Genomic DNA, 19,033 nt, shown 5'->3' with positions numbered 1-19,033 from the left:
TTTGAAATTTATGGATAGCTAATGGCGTTTGTCTATGTAGGGATCATGTAAGAGTCATTGTTAAGTGATAATAGGTTAGTTATAAAAGGACTCACTCTAAGTAAATATCATGACGTAGTTGCTTTATGTTGGTAATGTAAATTGAAGATTTAGATGATGTAATCAGTAGTGAGAGTAGATTATGTATTGTAATATAACAGACTTGGTTCCGAAAACTATTCAGTATAAACATATCAAATCCCATGGGCCCCTAAATAAATATCAGCTAAAACGGATAGAGCAGACAATTGATAAAGCGCTGGATGAGTACCCCAGGGTACTGGCAGTAAGAGTGGAGCTTCATATGCCAGTACGTAGGCCGCTCTGCGATATGCTCATTGCAGATGATTATGCCAGAACAGATGCCGCTGCAATCTCACGGTTCAATGCTTCACTTAATGCGAAGATAAAGCACTATGAGCTTAAACAGAAAAACGCAGGTAAGCGGGTACGTGAAACTTCATCTCGTATTGTGTGGGCAAGGGAGTTCTGTCCTACAAGCTATAAAAAACACTATCATGTTTTACTTCTGCTCAATCGGGATGCTTTTAATAGTCTTGGTTCGTTTGAGAGTGACAATGGAATACTTCTTCGTCTTATCCGTGAAGCATGGATGAGCGCTATTAATTTGATTTATCCTAAAAATAAAGAACTGGTACAGATACCTGACAATCCATGCTATTACATAAGTGCAAAAGACGGTAAGCAAAGTGAAGCTTACAGAGAACTGATATTTCGCTCAAGTTATCTTGCTAAAGAGAAAAGTAAATGTTTTACAGATGGGGAGCGAAACTTTGGTTGTAGTATTAAGTGAAGTGGTAGGTGAATTATAAGGCTGGTTAACTAAGGATTTTTAAATAAATCAAAAAAATATCAACTATATTTCCGGTGGCTGGCGAATATCAGTCATCACTTTGTAAGAGGCGTCTCAGCTATAAATAAAAGATATTGATAAATAATTGTTGGGAGTCGCGAGCTCTAATTATTTATAATTTATACGATGCTTGCGGATTGATGTTTTAAACTAATTCAGTCCGATGCAATCTAATTACACTGAGGTGGCTTCACAGCATAAATTTTAACGTTTAAGTTGCTCTCCTGCTCTTCATTCAAAGGATTCACAGGAGATAAAAATGAACACGAACCAGAGTAATACGAATTTCTCGAAACTTAATTTTCCACCACTTTTCGAGAAGGTAACACAGACCGCACAAGCCTTAACGCATGCACCGGCAGAGTTGATCGCAGGAGTACAGTTGTCGGTAATGTCACTCGCCGCTCAGGCTGTGGTTGTGTTTGAACATAGTGATGGAAGAAGAAGTCCTGTGTCTCTTTACAGCATTGTTCTGGCTGAATCAGGGGAAAGGAAAACGGCAGTGTTCAATCTGCTGCAGAAACCGATACAAGACTTTCAGAAAAAAAAGTTGAAGGACTATGAGGAGGAAATGAATATTTATGAAGCGGACTCACAGTCATGGTGCTCCATCAGAAAGACCATACTTCGCCAAATCAGAAAAAAAACAGACATAGGTGAGGACAGCACATTTGAGCAGGAACAATTGAGAGAGCACTTTACCCATCAACCTAAAAAGCCAAAGCGCCCCAAGCTACTCTATAGTGATGCGACACCTGAGGCTATTGTCCAGGGACTGGTTGAAAGCATAGGTACGTCAGGTTTAATCTCCGATGAGGGAGGTGTGATTTTTAATGGGCGGGCGATGGGTAATACACCTCTTTTTAATCAACTATGGGATGGTGGAAGTGTTGATGTGGAGCGTAAAGGGCATCGTCTGACCATTGATAGTGCCAGACTTATGGCGCTTATAATCACTCAGAGAAATGAGTTAGTCCTGTTCAGGAAGAAACATGGTGCACGTGTTCAGGGGAATGGTTTTTTTGCCCGTTGTCTGTGGTCTGTAACTACATCAACACAGGGTATAAGAACTCATCAACCTGATGTGCAGGTCGATACCAGCGTTCTGGATAAATTTAACAAACGAGTTGAGGAGTTACTTGAACAAACGCTTGCTGGAACAACTCCTTATGTTCTGCATTTTTCTGCTGACGCGGAGAGTCGCTTTGCACGGTATCAAAATGAAATTGAGCAAAGGATATTAACCGAGAAAGGAAAGCATGATGCACTTCCGGGAATTTTATCAAAGCTTCCTGAGAATGCGGTAAGGCTAGCAGCATTAATGCACTTTTTTTATGAGTTTGAGGGTGATGAGATTAATGTAGAAACGCTAAACTATATTTTTCTGATTATGGAATATTATTACCAACAAGCAGTGAATATATTAACTAGCAGCCTGAGTTCCGATGAGGAGGATGCCAAAAAGCTCTGGGAGTGGTTAATGACAGGTTCATTCTGGAATAATACCTCTGTCGCGAAGTCAGAGATAAGACGTTATGCGCCCTATCAGCTGCGTGATGTAGCCCGCTTTAACAAAGCGTTAAAATATCTTGAGGAGGCTGGTCTGGTATCTATAAGTAAATTCAAAAATGGCAACGGTTCGGTCAGCCAAATGGTGGGTATCAATCGTTAATGTAAGATATGCACAACTACTCCTCTGCTTTTCCTGCTCCGAAGAGCAGAAATCGCAGGGGGGAATTTCCAGAAAAATTATCCTTAATGAAAAGCACACTCTGTACCCGCATTTGAAAAAACAGACGAGAGCTGTGTAAATTTACAGTTAATGCTTAACTCAGGTCAGACGTCTGACAGACACATGCTAACGTTTTTATTATCTGTGAAGCAAAATGCTTTGCTGCATGACATTTTGATTTTCTGTATGACAGGAGTGATTGATGATTAGGTGCCACCTGAACAGACTGATGGGTGAACGCAGATTAAAGGTTGCCGATGTGGTACGCGATACCGGTCTTCCCCGTAGTACTGTCACAGCGCTCTGGAAAGATAATGCCACCCGGATTGATCTGCCAGTGCTAAGCATTCTCTGTCATTATTTTAATTGTGATGTCAGTGAGTTACTGGAATTTACTTCGGATGAAAATCACGTTGAATTATCTCGTCCAGGGAAGGGTTTAAATAATTTATCACCTCGTGTCTGGTTTATGCGTAAATAAGACAAAATCATTAGTGGGATGTATTTTAATGCTAATGATTTTGTCATTATTAATTTTAGGTTTGTTGTTTTTCGCCAAAATCTTGTTTATTCATGGCTACCATTTTAAATAATTGCAAGCAGCAGTGTCTGCTCTATATGAACAGTTTATTTTGGCTACATCGTAGCCGATTAAACCTATAATGGGGTTATTGTTCTCATTGTTGTTGTAAATATCTTTTAGAAGGTTATCTCCTTGTTGGCTAGCCCAGCTCTGAGAGCCGTTATTAAAATCAAAATAATATTTTGCTGAGAGCAGTTGGACGGATTGCTCTGTATCTGGCAAAACGCTCCAGATAATAATTTGCTTAACTTTGATGATTTCCTTTTCAGCCAGTTTTTTAGCAGCACTTAAACCTTCTTTCAATTTTGAATTGTCTGGTTCTTTCTTAAAGCAATAAGGATCACTTCCATTGGCGACACAGGCCTCATTGTATTGATCTATAGAGCGCTTTGCGCTTTCTATCAAACTGGCGTATCCATTAGTAAACCGAGTCATTTCCCTTTTCCAGATATCATTAGTTGCAGATACCGACATATCACACGTATAAGTTACGGTTAGGCGTCCTTGCTCATCGGCTCCATCTTCCCATTTAAACGATTCACATCGCTGGCGATGCTCTAATGCAGTCCCCAGTGTTCTGGTTGAATCGATATTTGATAATACCTGTGATTTTATAATTTCCTGATTGTCTGAAGCGGATACATTATCACAGCCAGCAACAATAAATATTGAGCAGCTGATAAACAATCCAGTAAGTATTTTTCGTTTAGACATGAGTAATTCCTTTTGAAGTTTTGGTAAATTACGTGGCCTTGACTAAATCAGGCCTGATAAGACGGTTAATCTGGTTTTAATGAATGAAGGGCACATGTTCGATACCTGTATAAAGTAAATCACTCCTGGTAGTAATCGTACCGGGCAGACAGGCGTGACTTTCAGTTTCTTTACCCATAGAGTTCATGACACTGATATGAGCGTCAGGCTGACCTTTGTACTCTTCATAAACGAAAGCCATAGCGCCTTCTATATCTTCTCCCGTTCCTCGCAATACAAAGACTCTGCTGTCAGTAACATCATTTACTGTGATGGACTGTTGCGCTTCACCTGAATTTGTATCCAGTTTGATAACTGTGCGACCTTTATCTGAACTCTTATCCTGAGATTCAAAGGCAATATATACGGTGTCCTTTTTATGACTCATGGTCATAACCTCACCCGTATCAATTGTGCATTTTAAATCCCAGTTTTCCTGACCGGCCTGCGAAGAACTGCTCAACAATATGAGCAGATATAAAGATGCTTTCGTTTTTATAATATTCATATAACCTACTGATTAAGTGGGGGGCGCTATTGTTAATTGATGAATTTGCTCCTCTTTCACTACTATTTATCTGATGAGCAATATTTCTTATATGAACGATGATTAGCCGGGTTCATTACATCATGGATATAAGGGAAATGAGGTAAGGAGGCGATGAACCGTTTACCCGCAGTGAGATGACAGATGTCATCTCTGCGCACAAAACTCTCTGTGGTTAACTTCACTTGGTTGATGCTGGCCACTGGAATAACCCTGATTATTTCGGCCTGACAGGCAACTAAATACCAATTACCTTCCGTGTGAATAAGACGATAAGGTTCAAAGACCGCTTGAGAATCACCGCCAGTCAGCAAATGAATACAGTTTTGCTGACAGATCGCCTGTATCAGCCGCTGAAAGCATTCTGATGACACAACCGAGTCAGAATGCGATGAAGGCCAGATAAGGCAGGGGGAATATGACGTTTCACCAGTGAGGTAATGCATCAACCTGCGGTCAGGCGACGGAAATAATTGAGTGATACCGGTGTTGCGCATAAATGCCAAAACATCTAACGAACTATCTGTAAAGCGTTTTCCGTCAAGCCGCCAGCGTCCATTCTCACTGACGATATTAAGGTGGAGTAGTCGCTGGTGGAAATCTCGCTGCAGCGTTCGTTCAGATACTCCGAACTCTTCTGCCAGGGTTTTAAGGTCAAGAGACTCTCCTGACAGTAATCGGCTGATAATCTGTGTCAGCCTGATGGCAAACCGGTCATAACGAGTCGATGTATTGTTCATCAGAAAAATATCCATGGGTAACTTACTGTTTTTCATGATGTTATTATGAATCATGAGCATGACAGGATATGTCGTAATAACGGGAGGAGTAGAGAAAAAACGTCCGGACAAATAATTAAGTAATATCCTGATTAACAATAACTATTTTTTTCAGAGACAGAACTGAAGTAGGTCGCGACATATCCTGTCGCTGAAATTCATAATTCTCAGGCGGCTTAACTCAGTGGACCGGTGTATTAGAAAAACCAATGCCATATTGCGGTAGCTGCATTCTCCAGCCCTTCTCTGAGAACTCCCAGCCCGTTGCGTATTACACTGGGGAGAGGGATGGCCTCCAGAATCCTACTCAATAATTCTCCCAGCAAATCCGCGAAATCCTTTCTGGCCTTTGTCTCTGATTCTTTAGTGCGATGTTCTTCCCTAATCTGGCGAAAGACGCCACTAGTAGCCTCTGGTGGCAGGGCAAAAATCATTGTTTCTACCATGCGAGACATGTTGTAACCGGTTTTTGCTGAAACAGCATGCACCGGGTAAGGGGTAAAGAACTGGCGGGAAACGGCAGCACTTCTGGCTGTGAGCGTCATGAGTTGCTCCACTGAAGGAGATCCTTTTTCACGATCCCATTCCAGTGATGGCTCGGCTTTGTCAGCCTGGTTGATAACAAAAACAATGCTGTCTGTCGATACGCCACAATCCAGTAGAAAACGATGGAACTCTTCGTCTGTGGCACACGCCCGGTCATCAGCTTTCATCACCCAGAGGATGAGATCCAGCTTCGGCAGCTGTTCATGGTACATCTGGCGGTATATCTCATCATGCTTCAGCGATTCACCTGCACCAGGCAGATCGACCAGCGTCAGGCTGCGTCCTTCCGCGTTTAGGGTAAAGTGCAAAGGTCTACGTGTGCAGCCTTCTGCATGGCTGACCGGGCTGAGAGGATGTTCAAAAAGGGCATTGCATAGAGAGGATTTTCCGCTCCCTGTTTTGCCCATGATGCCAATCACCGGTTCGTAATGAATGCTCTGGCGTATATGTTCCAGCACCATACTGGTTATATGCCCAGGAAGAATGGATAAATGTTGCTTCAGGACATTAATGCCCCGTTCAGTGGAATCAGACATGTAGCCTCCGGAATGAAAAAAATTCGATACAGCAACATCGCTGCTTTGTATTCATTGCGGTAATACAGGTCTGTTTTTTTTTGCACTCGAATTACGGGGAGGAATGTGATTTTGTGAAGCAATCCGGGGGTATTGCCCCCGGATCGTTGATGTAAGTGGTATCTAACGTGGGCTTAACCATTTGTTCAGGTCCGACTCCAGCCAGCCAACGGATTTCCTTCCTAGGCGTTTTTGTTTTGGGAACGTTTCGTCGTAGCGTGGTGATTTTGGGTTAAGCCAGTCGTATATGGTTGAGCGTGAAATTCCCATTTTTTTCATGACATCTTTTAGCCTCAAGATCCTCGGTGAATCAGGAATGTTTACGTAACTGGATGTATGTGAGGAGAGGTCGTTTTGTAACATTTAGGCTTCCTTAGTATGCGTTTGTTCGGGTGGGTTCATGTTGCCGACATAGCCGAATTCGTAATACACTCGAAGTTAAATGCGAATAAATTTACTTGAGGGGTTTACTTTTTGTGAAAGGTGTGGGTGAGGGTTTTTTTGATGATTTTTATCTTAAGCTTTGTGCTGCCTTTGAAGACAAGTTTCTAGGGTTGGGAAGGCAACTTGAAGCTGAAAAGAAAGGGAAATGCCAGGACATTCTGCGTACGTATAGCCAAAGTGCCCACCAAAAAATTGAAGAATTTAAAATTATTGAATTGAAAAAAAAACAGGGTCAACCAGACTTGGATATGGCTTGTGATGATAATATTCGGTACTCACAGGAGTTTATAAATATTCATGGGGTAATGGTTGAGAAGCCTTTTGTTTATAAGAAAACTTATGTAGAAGTTCGGGGAGAAAATCGTAGCGACATGTTTGGTCATAAACTGACAGGGCTTGCGAGACTATATGGTGCACAATATGAATCTTTATATATATCTATGGCTGTTGAAGATTTTTATTGGGCACAATTTCAATATGAATCAGGTAATAAAAAAGAGAGCTGTGAATTCCTGCTTGATGCCTTTTCTTATATTAATAGCTGTGTTTCACATTATGATAGTACAGAATCGCCGGAGTATCATAGATTCAGAGTTGATTTTGATAAAGCATGTAAAAAAATGAATTCGAGTATTGGAGGAAGGAACAAACTGAAAGACCTTGACTATTTAAAAGAAGTTATGGCTACCTTTCTTAAAGGTGTCGCACCTATTTGTAGATACAAATATAAAAGCGAAGCGCTTGAAAAAGTAACTATTCATCTTTGTCAGTATGACCAAAAAAAGAATCCTAACAAATGGGATGATGATAAGGGAGAAAGAGAAAATACTATCAGAAACCGAGTTAGTAAGTGGGCTAAAACTGACCTTAAAGTCTCTTTTAATAATTATATAAATGATAAGTCGAAAGATAAGGTTTAAAATGATTATTAAAGCTGAGTTTCGACGTTTAAGGCTAAGGTTGAAATCAATGCTAACTATTCCACATTGAGCGTCTAGGGTTTTTAGCATTATAAGATGTAGTGTTTTAGTCGTTTAAGTGTTTGAAGCGTTATTCTCAAATGTCAGGGTTTTGGTTGGCCCAGTGCCATGGCAAGTATCTGAAATTAATGAAGTTTTATCTAACTCAAGGCAACTGGTTTATCGTCGCGAGATCCCTGCTTAGTGTCAAAAACAGTAATGTTTATTGGTATCAAATCATATTATAATCATCATCATTCACGTTACATGCGCAAGCCGGACTCTGGTAAAAGCAATGTAAACTAAGTTACTTGCTTAATGAGATGTTTATCTTGTGAACAAAATCACAGCTTTTTTACTGAAAATCAGCAGGAGAGAAGAATGCCATGGACTAATGAGCATATTCAGTGGCTCCAAGATACTGGAAATGTCCTGACGTTAGCATGTGGTAGGGAAGCAAAAGTTTTCTGCTTTCGTCATGATATTAATGATCAAGCAAAAATGACTGCATGGGCCAAACATTTTAGAAACCATTATTGTAATGATAATCAGATTGATTTGATTAAAGCCCCTGGGCAAACAAGATCAGATTATTTACTTACGATGAAGTTCCCAAATGCTACTACAGCACCAGGGCCAAGTATTCGAGCAGGTGATTTTGCAGAAATATTAATTGCTGATTATTTGACATATTTACGGAATTATCTTGTACCTAGGACTCGTTATGATCGTAAAGGTGTACCTAATGAATCTACCAAAGGTTCTGATGTATTGGCTTTTAAACAAGTACAGGCTAATCCAAGGGATGATGAATTATTAGTTTATGAAGTCAAAGCAAAATTAAGTGCCGGCACAAAATCAATGCTTCAAGAGGCTATAGATCACTCTGCTAAAGATCATTTACGTTTGGCTGAATCTCTGAATGGGATAAAACAGCGTATGATTGATCGTAATGAACTAGGGAGCGTGGGAGTAATCAATAGATTTCAAGACTCGGTTAATCAACCCTACAAATTGAGATTTGGTGCAGCTGCAGTATGTTCTGATAGCGCTTATGACGCTGCAATACTTGCTGGTGCCAATTCTGAAGCGCATCCTTTTAATCAAGATCTAGAACTTTTAGCAATCCATGGGAGCGAACTGATGGAACTTGCTCATGCATTATACGAGAGAGCAGCTAATGAGATTTGAGAATCAATCAGCAAAGCTACTTTCGATTACTAAATCAAAAGCTAAGATGTATGAATTTGGCTTGGATGAAGTGCACCATATTCGTTTAACTGAATCGCCAAGTAATTTATTATTAATGACTATTGGCATATTGGGTGATGTGTGTCGTGAAGAGTTATCAGTTGAAAGGAATCATGTTCTTTTCGAGCAAAGGAAACTAGAGTTAAGAAATGTAGCAAGATATTTTGATGCTTTAATGGGTTCAAGGCAAGAAATAACATATGATTATTATCTTTGCTTATTAGGAGCAGCCTCATATTATCTTGCTGATATGCCGGGTAGTGCAATTGTTCTATCTAATAAGCTAGAAAATTTAAATAATGGTTTAACGGAATCTCGTATAGAATTACTTTTGGAGTGGTTGTTAAAAGCGAAATATAATGAGCCGATGATATTTGATAATGAAAAACAAATTTCCAAATTAATTTGTTCATTAACAAGTATGGTTTGTGTTTTCTTTAATGAAAATATTGATGTAACTACTGATGTGTTAGAAGTGACAAAATCGTTGAGAGATTTTTGTCATGAAAGAGGAAGTGATAGAGAGTTATTGTTAGCCGATATCGTCGCCTCGGTTATTAAACATAAAATAAGTAACTCTTCATTTAATTTACTCCCGCAATATACAGGATTATCTATTGAAGCATGGAAACCTGCCTTATCAAAGCCAACATTTATCAGGGAGTTTTGGCCGGCCCAAAAACTACTCGGTGATGCTGGAGTATTTAGTGGGACTTCCGCAGTAATTCAGCTGCCTACAAGTGCCGGGAAAACAAAGTCAGCCGAGCTGATTATACGCTCCGCTTTTTTATCTGGCAGGGCTTCTGTAGCGGTGATTATAGCTCCTTTTCGTTCTTTATGTCGGGAAATAAGTACTTCTTTAGCCGCAGCGTTTGGTAATGAAGACGTCAAAATTAATCAACTCAATGACATTCCACAAATAGATGAATTTGACGATGCATTATTTACAGAAATAATTGAAATAGAAGAAAGTGATGTTACACCCCTTACAGTAATTGTAGCGACTCCTGAAAAACTAATCTATTTATTGCGCCACAAACCAGAGTTGTCGGAAAGTATATCACTCGTAATTTATGATGAAGGACATCAATTTGATACTGGATCGCGTGGAGTTACATATGAGTTACTCCTAACCAGCTTGAAACGCGAACTTGAAAAAAACACTCAGCATGTTTTAATCTCTGCCGTTTTATCAAATGCAGAATCGATTGGAAATTGGTTATATGACGGTGAGGGAAAGGTAGTCAACGGAGCAGAATGTTTATCTACTGAACGTAGTATAGCATTTTCAAGTTGGAAAAGGGGGATGGGACAATTTCATTATATAGATCCTTTCGATATTAATACAGAAGAGTTTTTCGTGCCTAGAGTAATGGAATCATTAGAAATTCCTAGGCAAGGAAGAGAGACTGCAGAAAGATTCTTTCCTCCACGTGATGATAAATCATTAATTGCTGCGTACTTGGGTATCAAGCTCTGTGAACATGGTCCGGTAGCTGTATTCTGTGGACAAAAAAGCTCCGTCATAAAAATTTGCCGAGAAGTTATCAAACCATTAGAACGTATTGACTCGCTAAATGCTCCTATAGTTCATAGCGATCAGGATGAGATAAAAAAAATAGGTAAATTATCCGAAGTCCATTTAGGAAGTAGTTCAGTTATTACGAAAGCCATTAAAAGAGGGATTCTTCCCCACAGTGCGAACATTCCAAATGGTTTGAGAATATCGGTTGAATATGCCATGGAGAATGGATTAGGGCGTTGTGTGGTATGCACATCTACATTAGCTCAAGGTGTCAATCTTCCTATTAAATATTTAGTTGTATCAGGTGTGTTTCAAGGTGAAAAACAAATTTCAACACGTGATTTCCATAATCTTTTAGGACGGGCTGGCAGGGCTGGGAAACATACAGAGGGGAGTATTATATTCGCTGATACGGAATTATTTGATCAACGATATACAAGTAAAAGGTGGCAGTGGTCCCAGATGAGTAATTTATTAGACCCTTCTAAGTCTGAGGAGTGTTTAAGTAGCCTTTTAACTCTAGTAAAGCCTTTTTACGAAGATCCTTTTGCCATTGATCCTATAGATTTTCTACAATCCCCAGAAAATTATCAACAATCCGTTATTAGAGATGGTCATCTACAACAAATCGATGTTACGGATCTTTTGAAGCAAATGAGCCAGAGAGTTAACTATCTAGAAAGTCTTGAAAGTTTTCTGCTAGCTAATTTTAATAGAGATGAAATGCTTGAAGATCAAGCATTAGTGGAAGTGTATAAAAAGACTTTTGCATTCTCTCTAGCTAATGATAATGAGAAACAAAAACTCGCAGAAGTGTTCACAGTTGTTGCCGAAAAGGTTAAGCAAATTGATGAAGAAAAACGTTCTTACTATGGTAGAGCATTACTGGGTATTCACGAGTTAGAATATATCGAAAATTGGATTAAAACAAATGTCGAGTTACTATCTACTGTGCAAAATGTAGCTGGCATGATAACTGTATTGTGGCCAATGATTGAAAGCCTAGCGACAGATAATAGTTTAGGTAAATTGATAGGAGAGGGAGCAGGTTTAAGAATTGCAAATCTTTGGTGTTCTGAGATTTCATACAATGAGATCTTATCACAAGCTAACCGTAATAACTTTAAATTTAGAGCTGGTAGCCAAGAACGTAATTTGAAAATAGAAAATATCATTGATATTTGCGATAGTAGCTTGGGCTATGATGCGATGCTAGTTGTAGGAGCGTGTGCTGATTTATTAGAGAATATGTTTAGAGACAAGCCGGAAATAGAAATGGTTAGACAATTACAAATGGCTTTACGTATTGGATTATCAGATGGTTTATCATTGGATCTTTATGGTATTGGATTGACGGATAGAGCAGTAGCATCAGGTGTAGCGAAGGTACTTAGAGACTCTGGTTTAGATATAGATTCATATAGTAAGGAGATGGCTTTCTCACATCGACACATTATTATGCCTGAGCTGATCAAGTATCCAACCGTTTTCACAGCTTCGCTCTATGGCGGAGAATAAGATGATACTAATTGTTAAAGATGTTTGGTCTTGAAGTTACCCTTATAAAAATAATGTTGGTTTATAAATCATTAGTCTATTAAAAAATATAAAAAGCCTAACTGAAGTTGGGCTTTTTATATTGAACAAAGTTCTTCATGAATAATTTGAGAATCTAAACTAAAACAATTATCCGGCTAATCGTAACCCTCTGTTTTCCCTATTTATGGTAGCTTTATTATCTGCTGCTATCACAAAATCAGCCCACCACTGCATCATTGGTCGTCTCTGCTCAAGATAATCTGTACGGTTATAAGCACGGCGAACCTCATTCTTATCCACATGGGCTAATGCCGCTTCAATAACGTCAGGTAGGAAACCCTGCTCATTAAGGGCAGTACTAGCAATAGATCGCAAGCCATGAGAGACGAGCACACCGCCAAAACCAGCACGTTTAAGTGCAGCGTTTACTGTTTGGCTATTCATAGACTGGTTCGGCTTAATACGGCTTGGAAAAATGAATTCTCGATTACCACTTAGTGGCTTCATCATCTCCAGAATAGCTATTGCCTCATCTGATAATGGAACCGTATGATCTCGGTTCATCTTCATTCGAGCTGCTGGGATTTTCCATTCTTTAGCATCAAAATCGATTTCATCCCACCGAGCTTCCGCCGCTTCAGCTGGCCGTGAGATAGTCAGAAGTTGCCACATGAATAAACATCGAGTAGGCAAAATAATGTTGGCATTTCTCATTGTTTGCATCACTTGTGGTAACTGATCTGGGCGGATGCTCGGCATGTTCTTTTTCTGAGGTTTCTCAAAGGCTTTGCCAATATTGACACTAGGAACTGCATCAATCAGGCCCGTGTTCTGCGCATAAATCATGATTTCATTAATACGCTGACAAAGGCGGCGAACAGTCTCTAATGCACCTCTGGCTTGAACCGGTTGGACTGCCTGAACCAGTGTATGAGCTTTAATGTCCGTAATATTGATCTTGCCAATTGCGGGGAAAACGTCTCTTTCAAGTGAGCGCCAAATATCATGAGCGTAGTCCTCTGTGACGCTGGTTTTCTTGACGTTCCACCAACGCTCGGCTATCAACATGAACGTATTGGTTTTGGCCTCCTGAGTGCTTCTTGACAGCTCCTTGTGATGTTCTTGAGGGTCGATATCTTTTGCTAGTAAGGCTCGAGATTCAGCTCTGAGTTTACGTGCATCGGAAAGCGAGACGGCAGGGTAGGCACCAAAGCTTTGCTTAGTTCTCAGCTTAGTTAGAGGTCGATGGTAACGGAATTGCCAGAGTTTGCTTCCACTGGATTTGATTAAGAGCGTCAACCCATCACCATCATACAGCTGGTAATCGGCATCTTTAGGTTTGGCGGCTTTGATTTCCGTATCGGTTAACGGCTTGGTTTTTCTTGCCATGGGGAGTCTCCATGCGTTTAGGCCCAACGAAAACAATAGAGCTTTTCGTTGGGCCTATCAATGGGCCTAAAAGGTTCGGATTTAATTAGTTCTCTTCAGACTTCGCGGGACAAATTCAAGGCACAAAAAAGCCCGCAGGGCTTGCGCCGTGCGGGCTCTTAGGACTTCATCGGATGACTCTGGTAATCACCGATGGAGAATTTTGGTGGAGCTGGGGGGAGTTGAACCCCCGTCCGAAATTACTACGCCGTCGGTACTACATGCTTAGTCATATCTTTACATTCGCCGGGCAACTGCGGATAGACACGCCATTACCAAACTATCCTGATTAGTTTTAGTGCTTCAACCCCAGGCAAGGTTTACACACGATCTCTTTTGGGTTTGACTTCTCTTGATCCCCGTCTTAAGAGCGGAAGCTAGGGAGAGAAGGCTCTAAGCAGGTTATTAAGCTGCTAGTGCGTAGTTTTCGTCGTTTGCGACTATTTTTTTGCGGCTTTTTACGAGGCAAACCGCCCCTCGGCATGCACCTTGGGTTTCGCGAATCCCGTCGAATCCAGAATCAGCCCCACAAGTGTTTTGTAAGTATAACAGAGTTGTAGCATCACTTACCACCCCTCAAATCCGTTAACGCTCGCGCAGCGCTTCACGGGCGCGGTTGAACGGTTTTATCAGGTAATCGACGATGGTTTTTTGCCCGGTTTTGATGTCCACGGTGGCAATCATGCCCGGCGAAATAGAGAAATGATGCCCCACTTTGTTTTCCAGGTAATCCTGATGGGTGCGGATAAACACCCGGTAATAGACGATTTCCGGTTTCACTTTGTCCTGAATGGTGTCGGGTGAAATGGTTTCCACTTCACCTTCCAGGCCGCCGTAAATGGCGTAATCGTAGGCGGTGACTTTCACCAGCGCGCGCTGCCCTGGGTGGATAAAAGCGATGTCGCGTGGGGAGAGGCGGGCTTCAATCAGCAAATGGTCATCCACCGGCACGATTTCCATCATTTCGCCGTTGGGGGGGATCACGCCGCCGATGGTCGTCACCTGGATATTTTTCACGATGCCGCGCATCGGCGAGCGCACGGTCATGCGCGTGACGGAATCTTCGCGGCCTTTAATTATCGCCGAAAGCATGTCCACTTCGGCGTTGGCTTTGGAAAGTGCTTCTCGCGCCTGGACGTAATATTGCGAGCGCAGATCGGTAATTTTTAGCTCGAGGTCGCTCCTTTGCCGTTGCAGCCGCAACACTTCAACGTGACTTGCCGCACCGCTTTTCGCCAGCCGCTGGGTTATCGCCAGCTCTTTGTTGACCGACACCAGCGCGTCTTTGATGTCAGAGGCGGAGTCATTGAGTTGTGCCCGGCGGCTTTTATACAGCCGCGTTTCAGAGGCGATTAAATCCGGCCAGGCTTTTAACGAATCAGGGAAAACCAGCGGGAGATCGTTAACTTCCGCGTTGAGCCGCACGCTGGAGGCGAGCGATGCGCGGTAGCGTGCTGCGCTTTCGCCAACGTTGGATTGGGAGCGCGTTGGGTCTAGTTTGGCGACGATTTGCCCGGCCTGTACTTTGTCGCCTTCATGCACCAACATTTCGGTAAGAATGCCGCCGTCGAGCGACTGAAGCACTTGCTCTCGTGAGCTGGGAACCACTTTCCCGGTGCCGGTCGAGACTTCATCGAGTTTGCCAAACCACGCCCAGACTCCGAGCAAAATAAACAGAATCACGCTTATTATGATAATGCGGCTGGCGCCGGAGAACTCGCTTTCGCGGCGAATATCCGGGTCGTCCATGGCGACATCACGCTGATTGGTTTTCATTTTTCCACTCCCGTCCGTTTGCCTGTACGGTGGCGCGGCTGTTACTCAGCGCCTGAGCTTTCGGTGCGTCCATCACCAGTTGTCCTTCTTTAAGCACCACTACGCGTTCCACCAACTCAAGCACCGGTACCCGGTGAGTCGCCACAATCAACGTGCGGTTGCCGAGCCAAAGACCCAGGCGCTGAATAAATTCCCGTTCGGTGTGGTCATCGAGCGAGGCGGTGGGTTCATCAAGCAGCACAATATTGGGGGAACGTAACAGCATACGCGCCAGCAGGATCGACTGACGCTGCCCGCCCGAAAGCCCCGCGCCGCCTTCCATAATGCCGTGATCGAGCCCTTTCGGGAGATGCTTAACAAAATTGCCTGCGCCGCTTATCTCAAGCACTTCAAAGATCGCTTCATCGCTGGCGTGAGGGGCGCCGAGCGTGAGGTTTTCGCGCAGCGTGCCGTAAAACAGGCGTGCGTTCTGACTCAGAAAACCGATGTTACGCCGCAAATCCGCCATATCAATTTGTGACATGCTCAGGTTATCAAGGCGCACATCGCCGCTGATTAATTCAACGCCACCCGCCAGAGCTTGCAGCAAGGTGGATTTCCCCGCTCCGTTGCGCCCCAGCACCGCCACGCGCTCGCCTTGCTGGATCTCAAGCCGGGTGATGCGCAACGGAATACGCTGATCGTCGTTGTGATAACGAAACTGCGCGTTCTCAAACAAATAATGGCCGTGGAAAATATCCTGATGCACCAGGCTTTCGTCGCGCTGGGTTTCGACGGGCAGTTGCATAATGCTGTCCAGCCCTTGTTTTGCGGCTTTGACCTGTTGCCAGCGAGCCAGCACGCCGCACAGGTTTGCCATCGGGGCGATCATGCGAGAGGCCAGCATAGATGCGGCAACCATCGCCCCGGTGGTCATTTCGCCTTCAATAACCAGCGGCGCGCCGAACAAAATCACCGCCGCGTAAACCAGGCTTTGAATGGTAATCCCCCAGCTAATTAACCCCTGGGATAACTGACGGGTGCGCAGTCCGGATTCGGCGGTAATACGGATGTAACTGTTCCACTGCTGCAAAAAGCGGTTTTCCGCCTGCATCAATTTAATGTCTTCCAGGCCTTGCACGCTCTCCACCAGCACCGCGTTGCGTAACGTTGCTTCGTGCGCGGATTGATTGGCAAGTATCGCCAGTTTCTTTTGCAGCAGAATGCCGGGCAAGATCATCAACACGGCGGCGACCGGGGCGATCCACGCCAGTTGGGGAGCGATGATCGCCAGCACGATGATAAACAGGAAAAAGAACGGCAGGTCGACGATCGTCGAGATCGTGGACGAGGTGATCATTTCGCGGATCTGCTCCAGCTCACGCAGTTGCGAAATAAAGCTGCCGGTGGAGCGGGGGACGGCGCTGTTTCGCAGCCGTAAAGCATGGCTGAATACGCGATCCGAAACGCGCATATCCGCCCGCTTGCCGAGTACATCCATAATATGGCCGCGAGCCACGCGCAGCAGGAACCCAAAGATCACCGCCAGCATTACGCCCGTGGCAAGCACATACAGCGTGGGGTAAGACTGCGCGGGGATCACACGGTCATAGACCTGCATTGAAAAAAGGATCCCGGCAAGGGAGAGCACATTAACCAGAAAAGCCGCCAGCATCACCGGCCCGTAAGGGCGGAGATCCTGCATCACCAGCTCTTTTAGCCAGTCAGGGCTAAAGCGTGAAATATAGCTATCGACGCGGCTATCTTTGAGCGCCGAAAGCGGGCGCAGCGCGGCAATAAAACGGATTTCCGGCAGCAGTTTGCTGAGCGAGATTCGGTTGGTCTGGCGGTCGCCATCAATAAAGTAAACCTCAACGGTATCTTCCCCGTCAAAATGCTCGATAACCGCCAGTTGCCCGCTATTTAAATCCACCACCACCGGGAGCCGCCACTGCGAAATAGCCAGCTCAGGCGTGCTCAACAGATGAAAAGAGAGCCCCGCCTGGCGCGATAACTGCGTCAGCGCGGAAATCATCTCTTTGTCTTTAAACCAGGGGGCGTTTGCCTGAATGCTGCCGGGGGAGCAGACCACGCGGTAATGCGCCGCGACGTGGCTTATCGCCTGCGCCCAGTGATGGAGATCTTTTTCGTTCAGTCGTGCGTCGAGCGGAGGCGTTTTGCTCATGGCTGAATCTCCAGTGACTGGATGGTGCGATTTTCCAGACCAAATGCATTACGCAATTTGCCGGTGTTATACAGGCAATTGAGCTGCAATTGATGAAGCTGGCTGAGAGTTTGCTGCTGGGCGAAACGCGCCTGAAAAACTTCCTGTTCTGCATTCAGAACATCCAGAAGCGGCCTGGAGCCCAGGTCGAGATACTGCTGCTGATAGAGTTCGCGGGTGCGGGCGCTGAGTTCTTCCTGGCGTTTCAGCACCTGAATTGCGCCAAAGAGGCTGAGTGCCTGGGCGCGGGCTTCCATCAGTTTTTGGCGCACATCTAAACGCGCGCGCTGAACGCCAGACTGCGCCGCTTCAACCGCGTGCGAGGCCGCGTTGCGTCGTGCCGTCAGGCCGCCGCCCTGGTAAATCGGCATTTCGACTTTGATAAAAGCGGAATATTGCGTACGGTCCAGAACTTCGTGGCTGGCGTATTTGTCGTTCAGGTAGTGCTGCACCTGCGGTTCAAGGGAGATGGTCGGCGTCATCTGCGCATTGGCGTAATCAAGATTGGCCTGCGCAACGCCCGCCTGCGCCCACGAGGCCAGAACAGCAGGCACCAGCCGGTCGTCCGGGGTCGCAACATCGCAGCTTTTGCCGAGTTTATTGGGGAAATCGTTGCTGATGCCGTTGAGGTTATTCCAGCCCAACCAGCTCATCAGTGTTGCCTGGGCGCTGTCCAGATTGGCCTGATATTGAATGAGCTGCGAACGGGCGGATTCAATACGGGCGTTAGTTTGCACCACATCAGACATCGACGTGGCACCTTCATCGTTGCGCTGCTGCGTCAGGCGGCCAATGTTGCTTAATGCGTCCAGTTGCTCTTTTGCTATCGCCACCATTTGCTGCCACATCTGCACCTGAATCATGGCGATGGAGGTGTCGTGCCCCACGTTATCAATACTGACCAGGACGTTTGCCTGTTCCTGCGCGACGCCTGCGCTTTCGGCCCGCACTTGGCTTGAGACTTTGCCGAAGTCATACAGCATCTGGGAAAGAGAGAGCACCAGCGACGGGCTAAAGCCGCTATCGGTGTAGCTGTTGCTGTAGCCGTTGTTCATTCCGGCGCTAATCTGCGGGTAGTACTTTGATTTCGCCACGTTGACCTGCTCAGCCTGGCCGGACAGTTTGCCAATCGCTTCGCGAATGGCGGGATGCCAGGTCACCGCCCGATTTACCGCGTCGTTCAGCGTCAGTGTTCCCGGCGCTGGGGCGTTGAGCGGTAAAGAAGAAGATCCATCCAGCGAAGGCAGGTCTTGTTGTTGAGCAATCCCCTCAGTCGAAATAAATTGTGGAGTGTCATCGGCATAGGCCTGGGCCACACACAGGCTATACGCCAGCCATAAAGCTATAGGCTGTAATTTTCCCATTATTTATCCCTAATAAATGTTTAATGTCGGGTGGCGGCTTACACCTTACCCGACCTACGTAATCGGTGTTGTTGGGGATAAGCGCAGCGCCATCCACCGATTATGTTTTTGTTTCC

At 44.4% G+C, this 19,033-nt stretch carries 15 protein-coding genes and 1 other RNA gene; 6 read left to right on the top strand and 10 right to left on the bottom strand.

Features of this window, described 5'->3' with window-relative positions; all coding sequences use genetic code 11:
• The first annotated feature begins 181 nt into the window (after positions 1-181).
• The 3 genes from AB1E22_RS04615 (at position 182) to AB1E22_RS04605 (ending at position 3,126) form a co-directional block, all read left to right on the top strand.
• On the top strand, positions 182-853 hold the full coding sequence (locus tag AB1E22_RS04615) for an inovirus Gp2 family protein (protein ID WP_103769294.1): 672 nt from the start codon (positions 182-184) through the stop codon (positions 851-853).
• Between the two features lie 319 nt (positions 854-1,172).
• Positions 1,173-2,585, top strand: coding sequence for a YfjI family protein (locus AB1E22_RS04610; RefSeq protein WP_103769295.1), 1,413 nt, complete (start codon positions 1,173-1,175; stop codon positions 2,583-2,585).
• A 262-nt stretch (positions 2,586-2,847) separates the two neighbouring features.
• Positions 2,848-3,126: a helix-turn-helix domain-containing protein gene (locus AB1E22_RS04605; protein WP_103769296.1), complete on the top strand. Its 279-nt coding sequence runs from the start codon at positions 2,848-2,850 to the stop codon at positions 3,124-3,126.
• A 96-nt stretch (positions 3,127-3,222) separates the two neighbouring features.
• Here AB1E22_RS04605 and AB1E22_RS04600 read toward each other — a convergent pair whose 3' ends face one another.
• The 5 genes from AB1E22_RS04600 to AB1E22_RS04580 form a co-directional block, all read right to left on the bottom strand.
• A complete protein-coding gene (locus tag AB1E22_RS04600) occupies positions 3,223-3,942 on the bottom strand; it encodes a hypothetical protein (protein ID WP_264923691.1) in 720 nt (239 codons plus the stop codon).
• Positions 3,943-4,018: 76 nt separating this feature from the next.
• On the bottom strand, positions 4,019-4,489 hold the full coding sequence (locus tag AB1E22_RS04595; RefSeq protein ID WP_103769298.1) for a hypothetical protein: 471 nt from the start codon (positions 4,487-4,489) through the stop codon (positions 4,019-4,021).
• Between the two features lie 62 nt (positions 4,490-4,551).
• Complete coding sequence (locus AB1E22_RS04590; protein ID WP_264923689.1) at positions 4,552-5,283, bottom strand: helix-turn-helix transcriptional regulator; 732 nt, start codon at positions 5,281-5,283, stop codon at positions 4,552-4,554.
• 221 nt (positions 5,284-5,504) lie between these two features.
• Positions 5,505-6,389, bottom strand: a complete 885-nt coding sequence (locus AB1E22_RS04585; RefSeq protein ID WP_103769299.1) for a GTPase family protein — start codon at positions 6,387-6,389, stop codon at positions 5,505-5,507.
• A 162-nt stretch (positions 6,390-6,551) separates the two neighbouring features.
• Entirely contained in the window at positions 6,552-6,791 is a 240-nt protein-coding gene (locus AB1E22_RS04580) for a helix-turn-helix transcriptional regulator (RefSeq protein ID WP_103769300.1), read from the bottom strand.
• A gap of 113 nt (positions 6,792-6,904) precedes the next feature.
• On the opposite strand from AB1E22_RS04580, the gene AB1E22_RS04575 reads away from it, so the two are divergent.
• The 3 genes from AB1E22_RS04575 to AB1E22_RS04565 all read left to right on the top strand — a co-directional run bounded on the left by AB1E22_RS04575 (position 6,905) and on the right by AB1E22_RS04565 (position 12,125).
• Positions 6,905-7,792, top strand: coding sequence for a hypothetical protein (locus AB1E22_RS04575; RefSeq protein ID WP_367594284.1), 888 nt, complete (start codon positions 6,905-6,907; stop codon positions 7,790-7,792).
• 420 nt (positions 7,793-8,212) lie between these two features.
• Positions 8,213-9,022 (top strand): Hachiman antiphage defense system protein HamA, encoded by an 810-nt coding sequence (locus tag AB1E22_RS04570; protein WP_016233465.1) that lies wholly within the window; start codon positions 8,213-8,215, stop codon positions 9,020-9,022.
• The gene (locus tag AB1E22_RS04565) at positions 9,012-12,125 is read left to right on the top strand and encodes a DEAD/DEAH box helicase (protein WP_367594283.1); all 3,114 of its coding nucleotides are present in this window, start codon (positions 9,012-9,014) and stop codon (positions 12,123-12,125) included. Before AB1E22_RS04570 ends, AB1E22_RS04565 begins: the two co-directional genes overlap by 11 nt.
• Before the next feature lie 168 nt (positions 12,126-12,293).
• On the opposite strand, the gene AB1E22_RS04560 is transcribed toward AB1E22_RS04565, so the two are convergent.
• The 5 genes from AB1E22_RS04560 to AB1E22_RS04540 all read right to left on the bottom strand — a co-directional run bounded on the left by AB1E22_RS04560 (position 12,294) and on the right by AB1E22_RS04540 (position 18,917).
• Positions 12,294-13,535: an integrase gene (locus tag AB1E22_RS04560; protein WP_264924771.1), complete on the bottom strand. Its 1,242-nt coding sequence runs from the start codon at positions 13,533-13,535 to the stop codon at positions 12,294-12,296.
• Between the two features lie 203 nt (positions 13,536-13,738).
• Positions 13,739-14,102: a transfer-messenger RNA gene (ssrA, locus tag AB1E22_RS04555) on the bottom strand.
• A gap of 57 nt (positions 14,103-14,159) precedes the next feature.
• Complete coding sequence (locus AB1E22_RS04550; protein ID WP_367597325.1) at positions 14,160-15,323, bottom strand: HlyD family type I secretion periplasmic adaptor subunit; 1,164 nt, start codon at positions 15,321-15,323, stop codon at positions 14,160-14,162.
• A gap of 7 nt (positions 15,324-15,330) precedes the next feature.
• Positions 15,331-17,514, bottom strand: coding sequence for a type I secretion system permease/ATPase (locus tag AB1E22_RS04545; RefSeq protein WP_367594282.1), 2,184 nt, complete (start codon positions 17,512-17,514; stop codon positions 15,331-15,333).
• Positions 17,511-18,917 carry a TolC family outer membrane protein gene (locus AB1E22_RS04540; protein ID WP_367594281.1) on the bottom strand — a complete coding sequence of 469 codons (1,407 nt, stop codon included), beginning with the start codon at positions 18,915-18,917 and terminating at the stop codon, positions 17,511-17,513. The genes AB1E22_RS04545 and AB1E22_RS04540 overlap by 4 nt, the downstream gene beginning before the upstream one ends.
• Positions 18,918-19,033: the final 116 nt, after the last annotated feature.

The sequence above is a fragment of the Buttiauxella gaviniae genome, assembly GCF_040786275.1.
Classification (GTDB): Bacteria; Pseudomonadota; Gammaproteobacteria; order Enterobacterales; family Enterobacteriaceae; genus Buttiauxella; species Buttiauxella gaviniae_A.
Note: the sequence above shows the minus strand (reverse complement) of the source record. Positions and strands in the feature narration are given on the sequence as shown.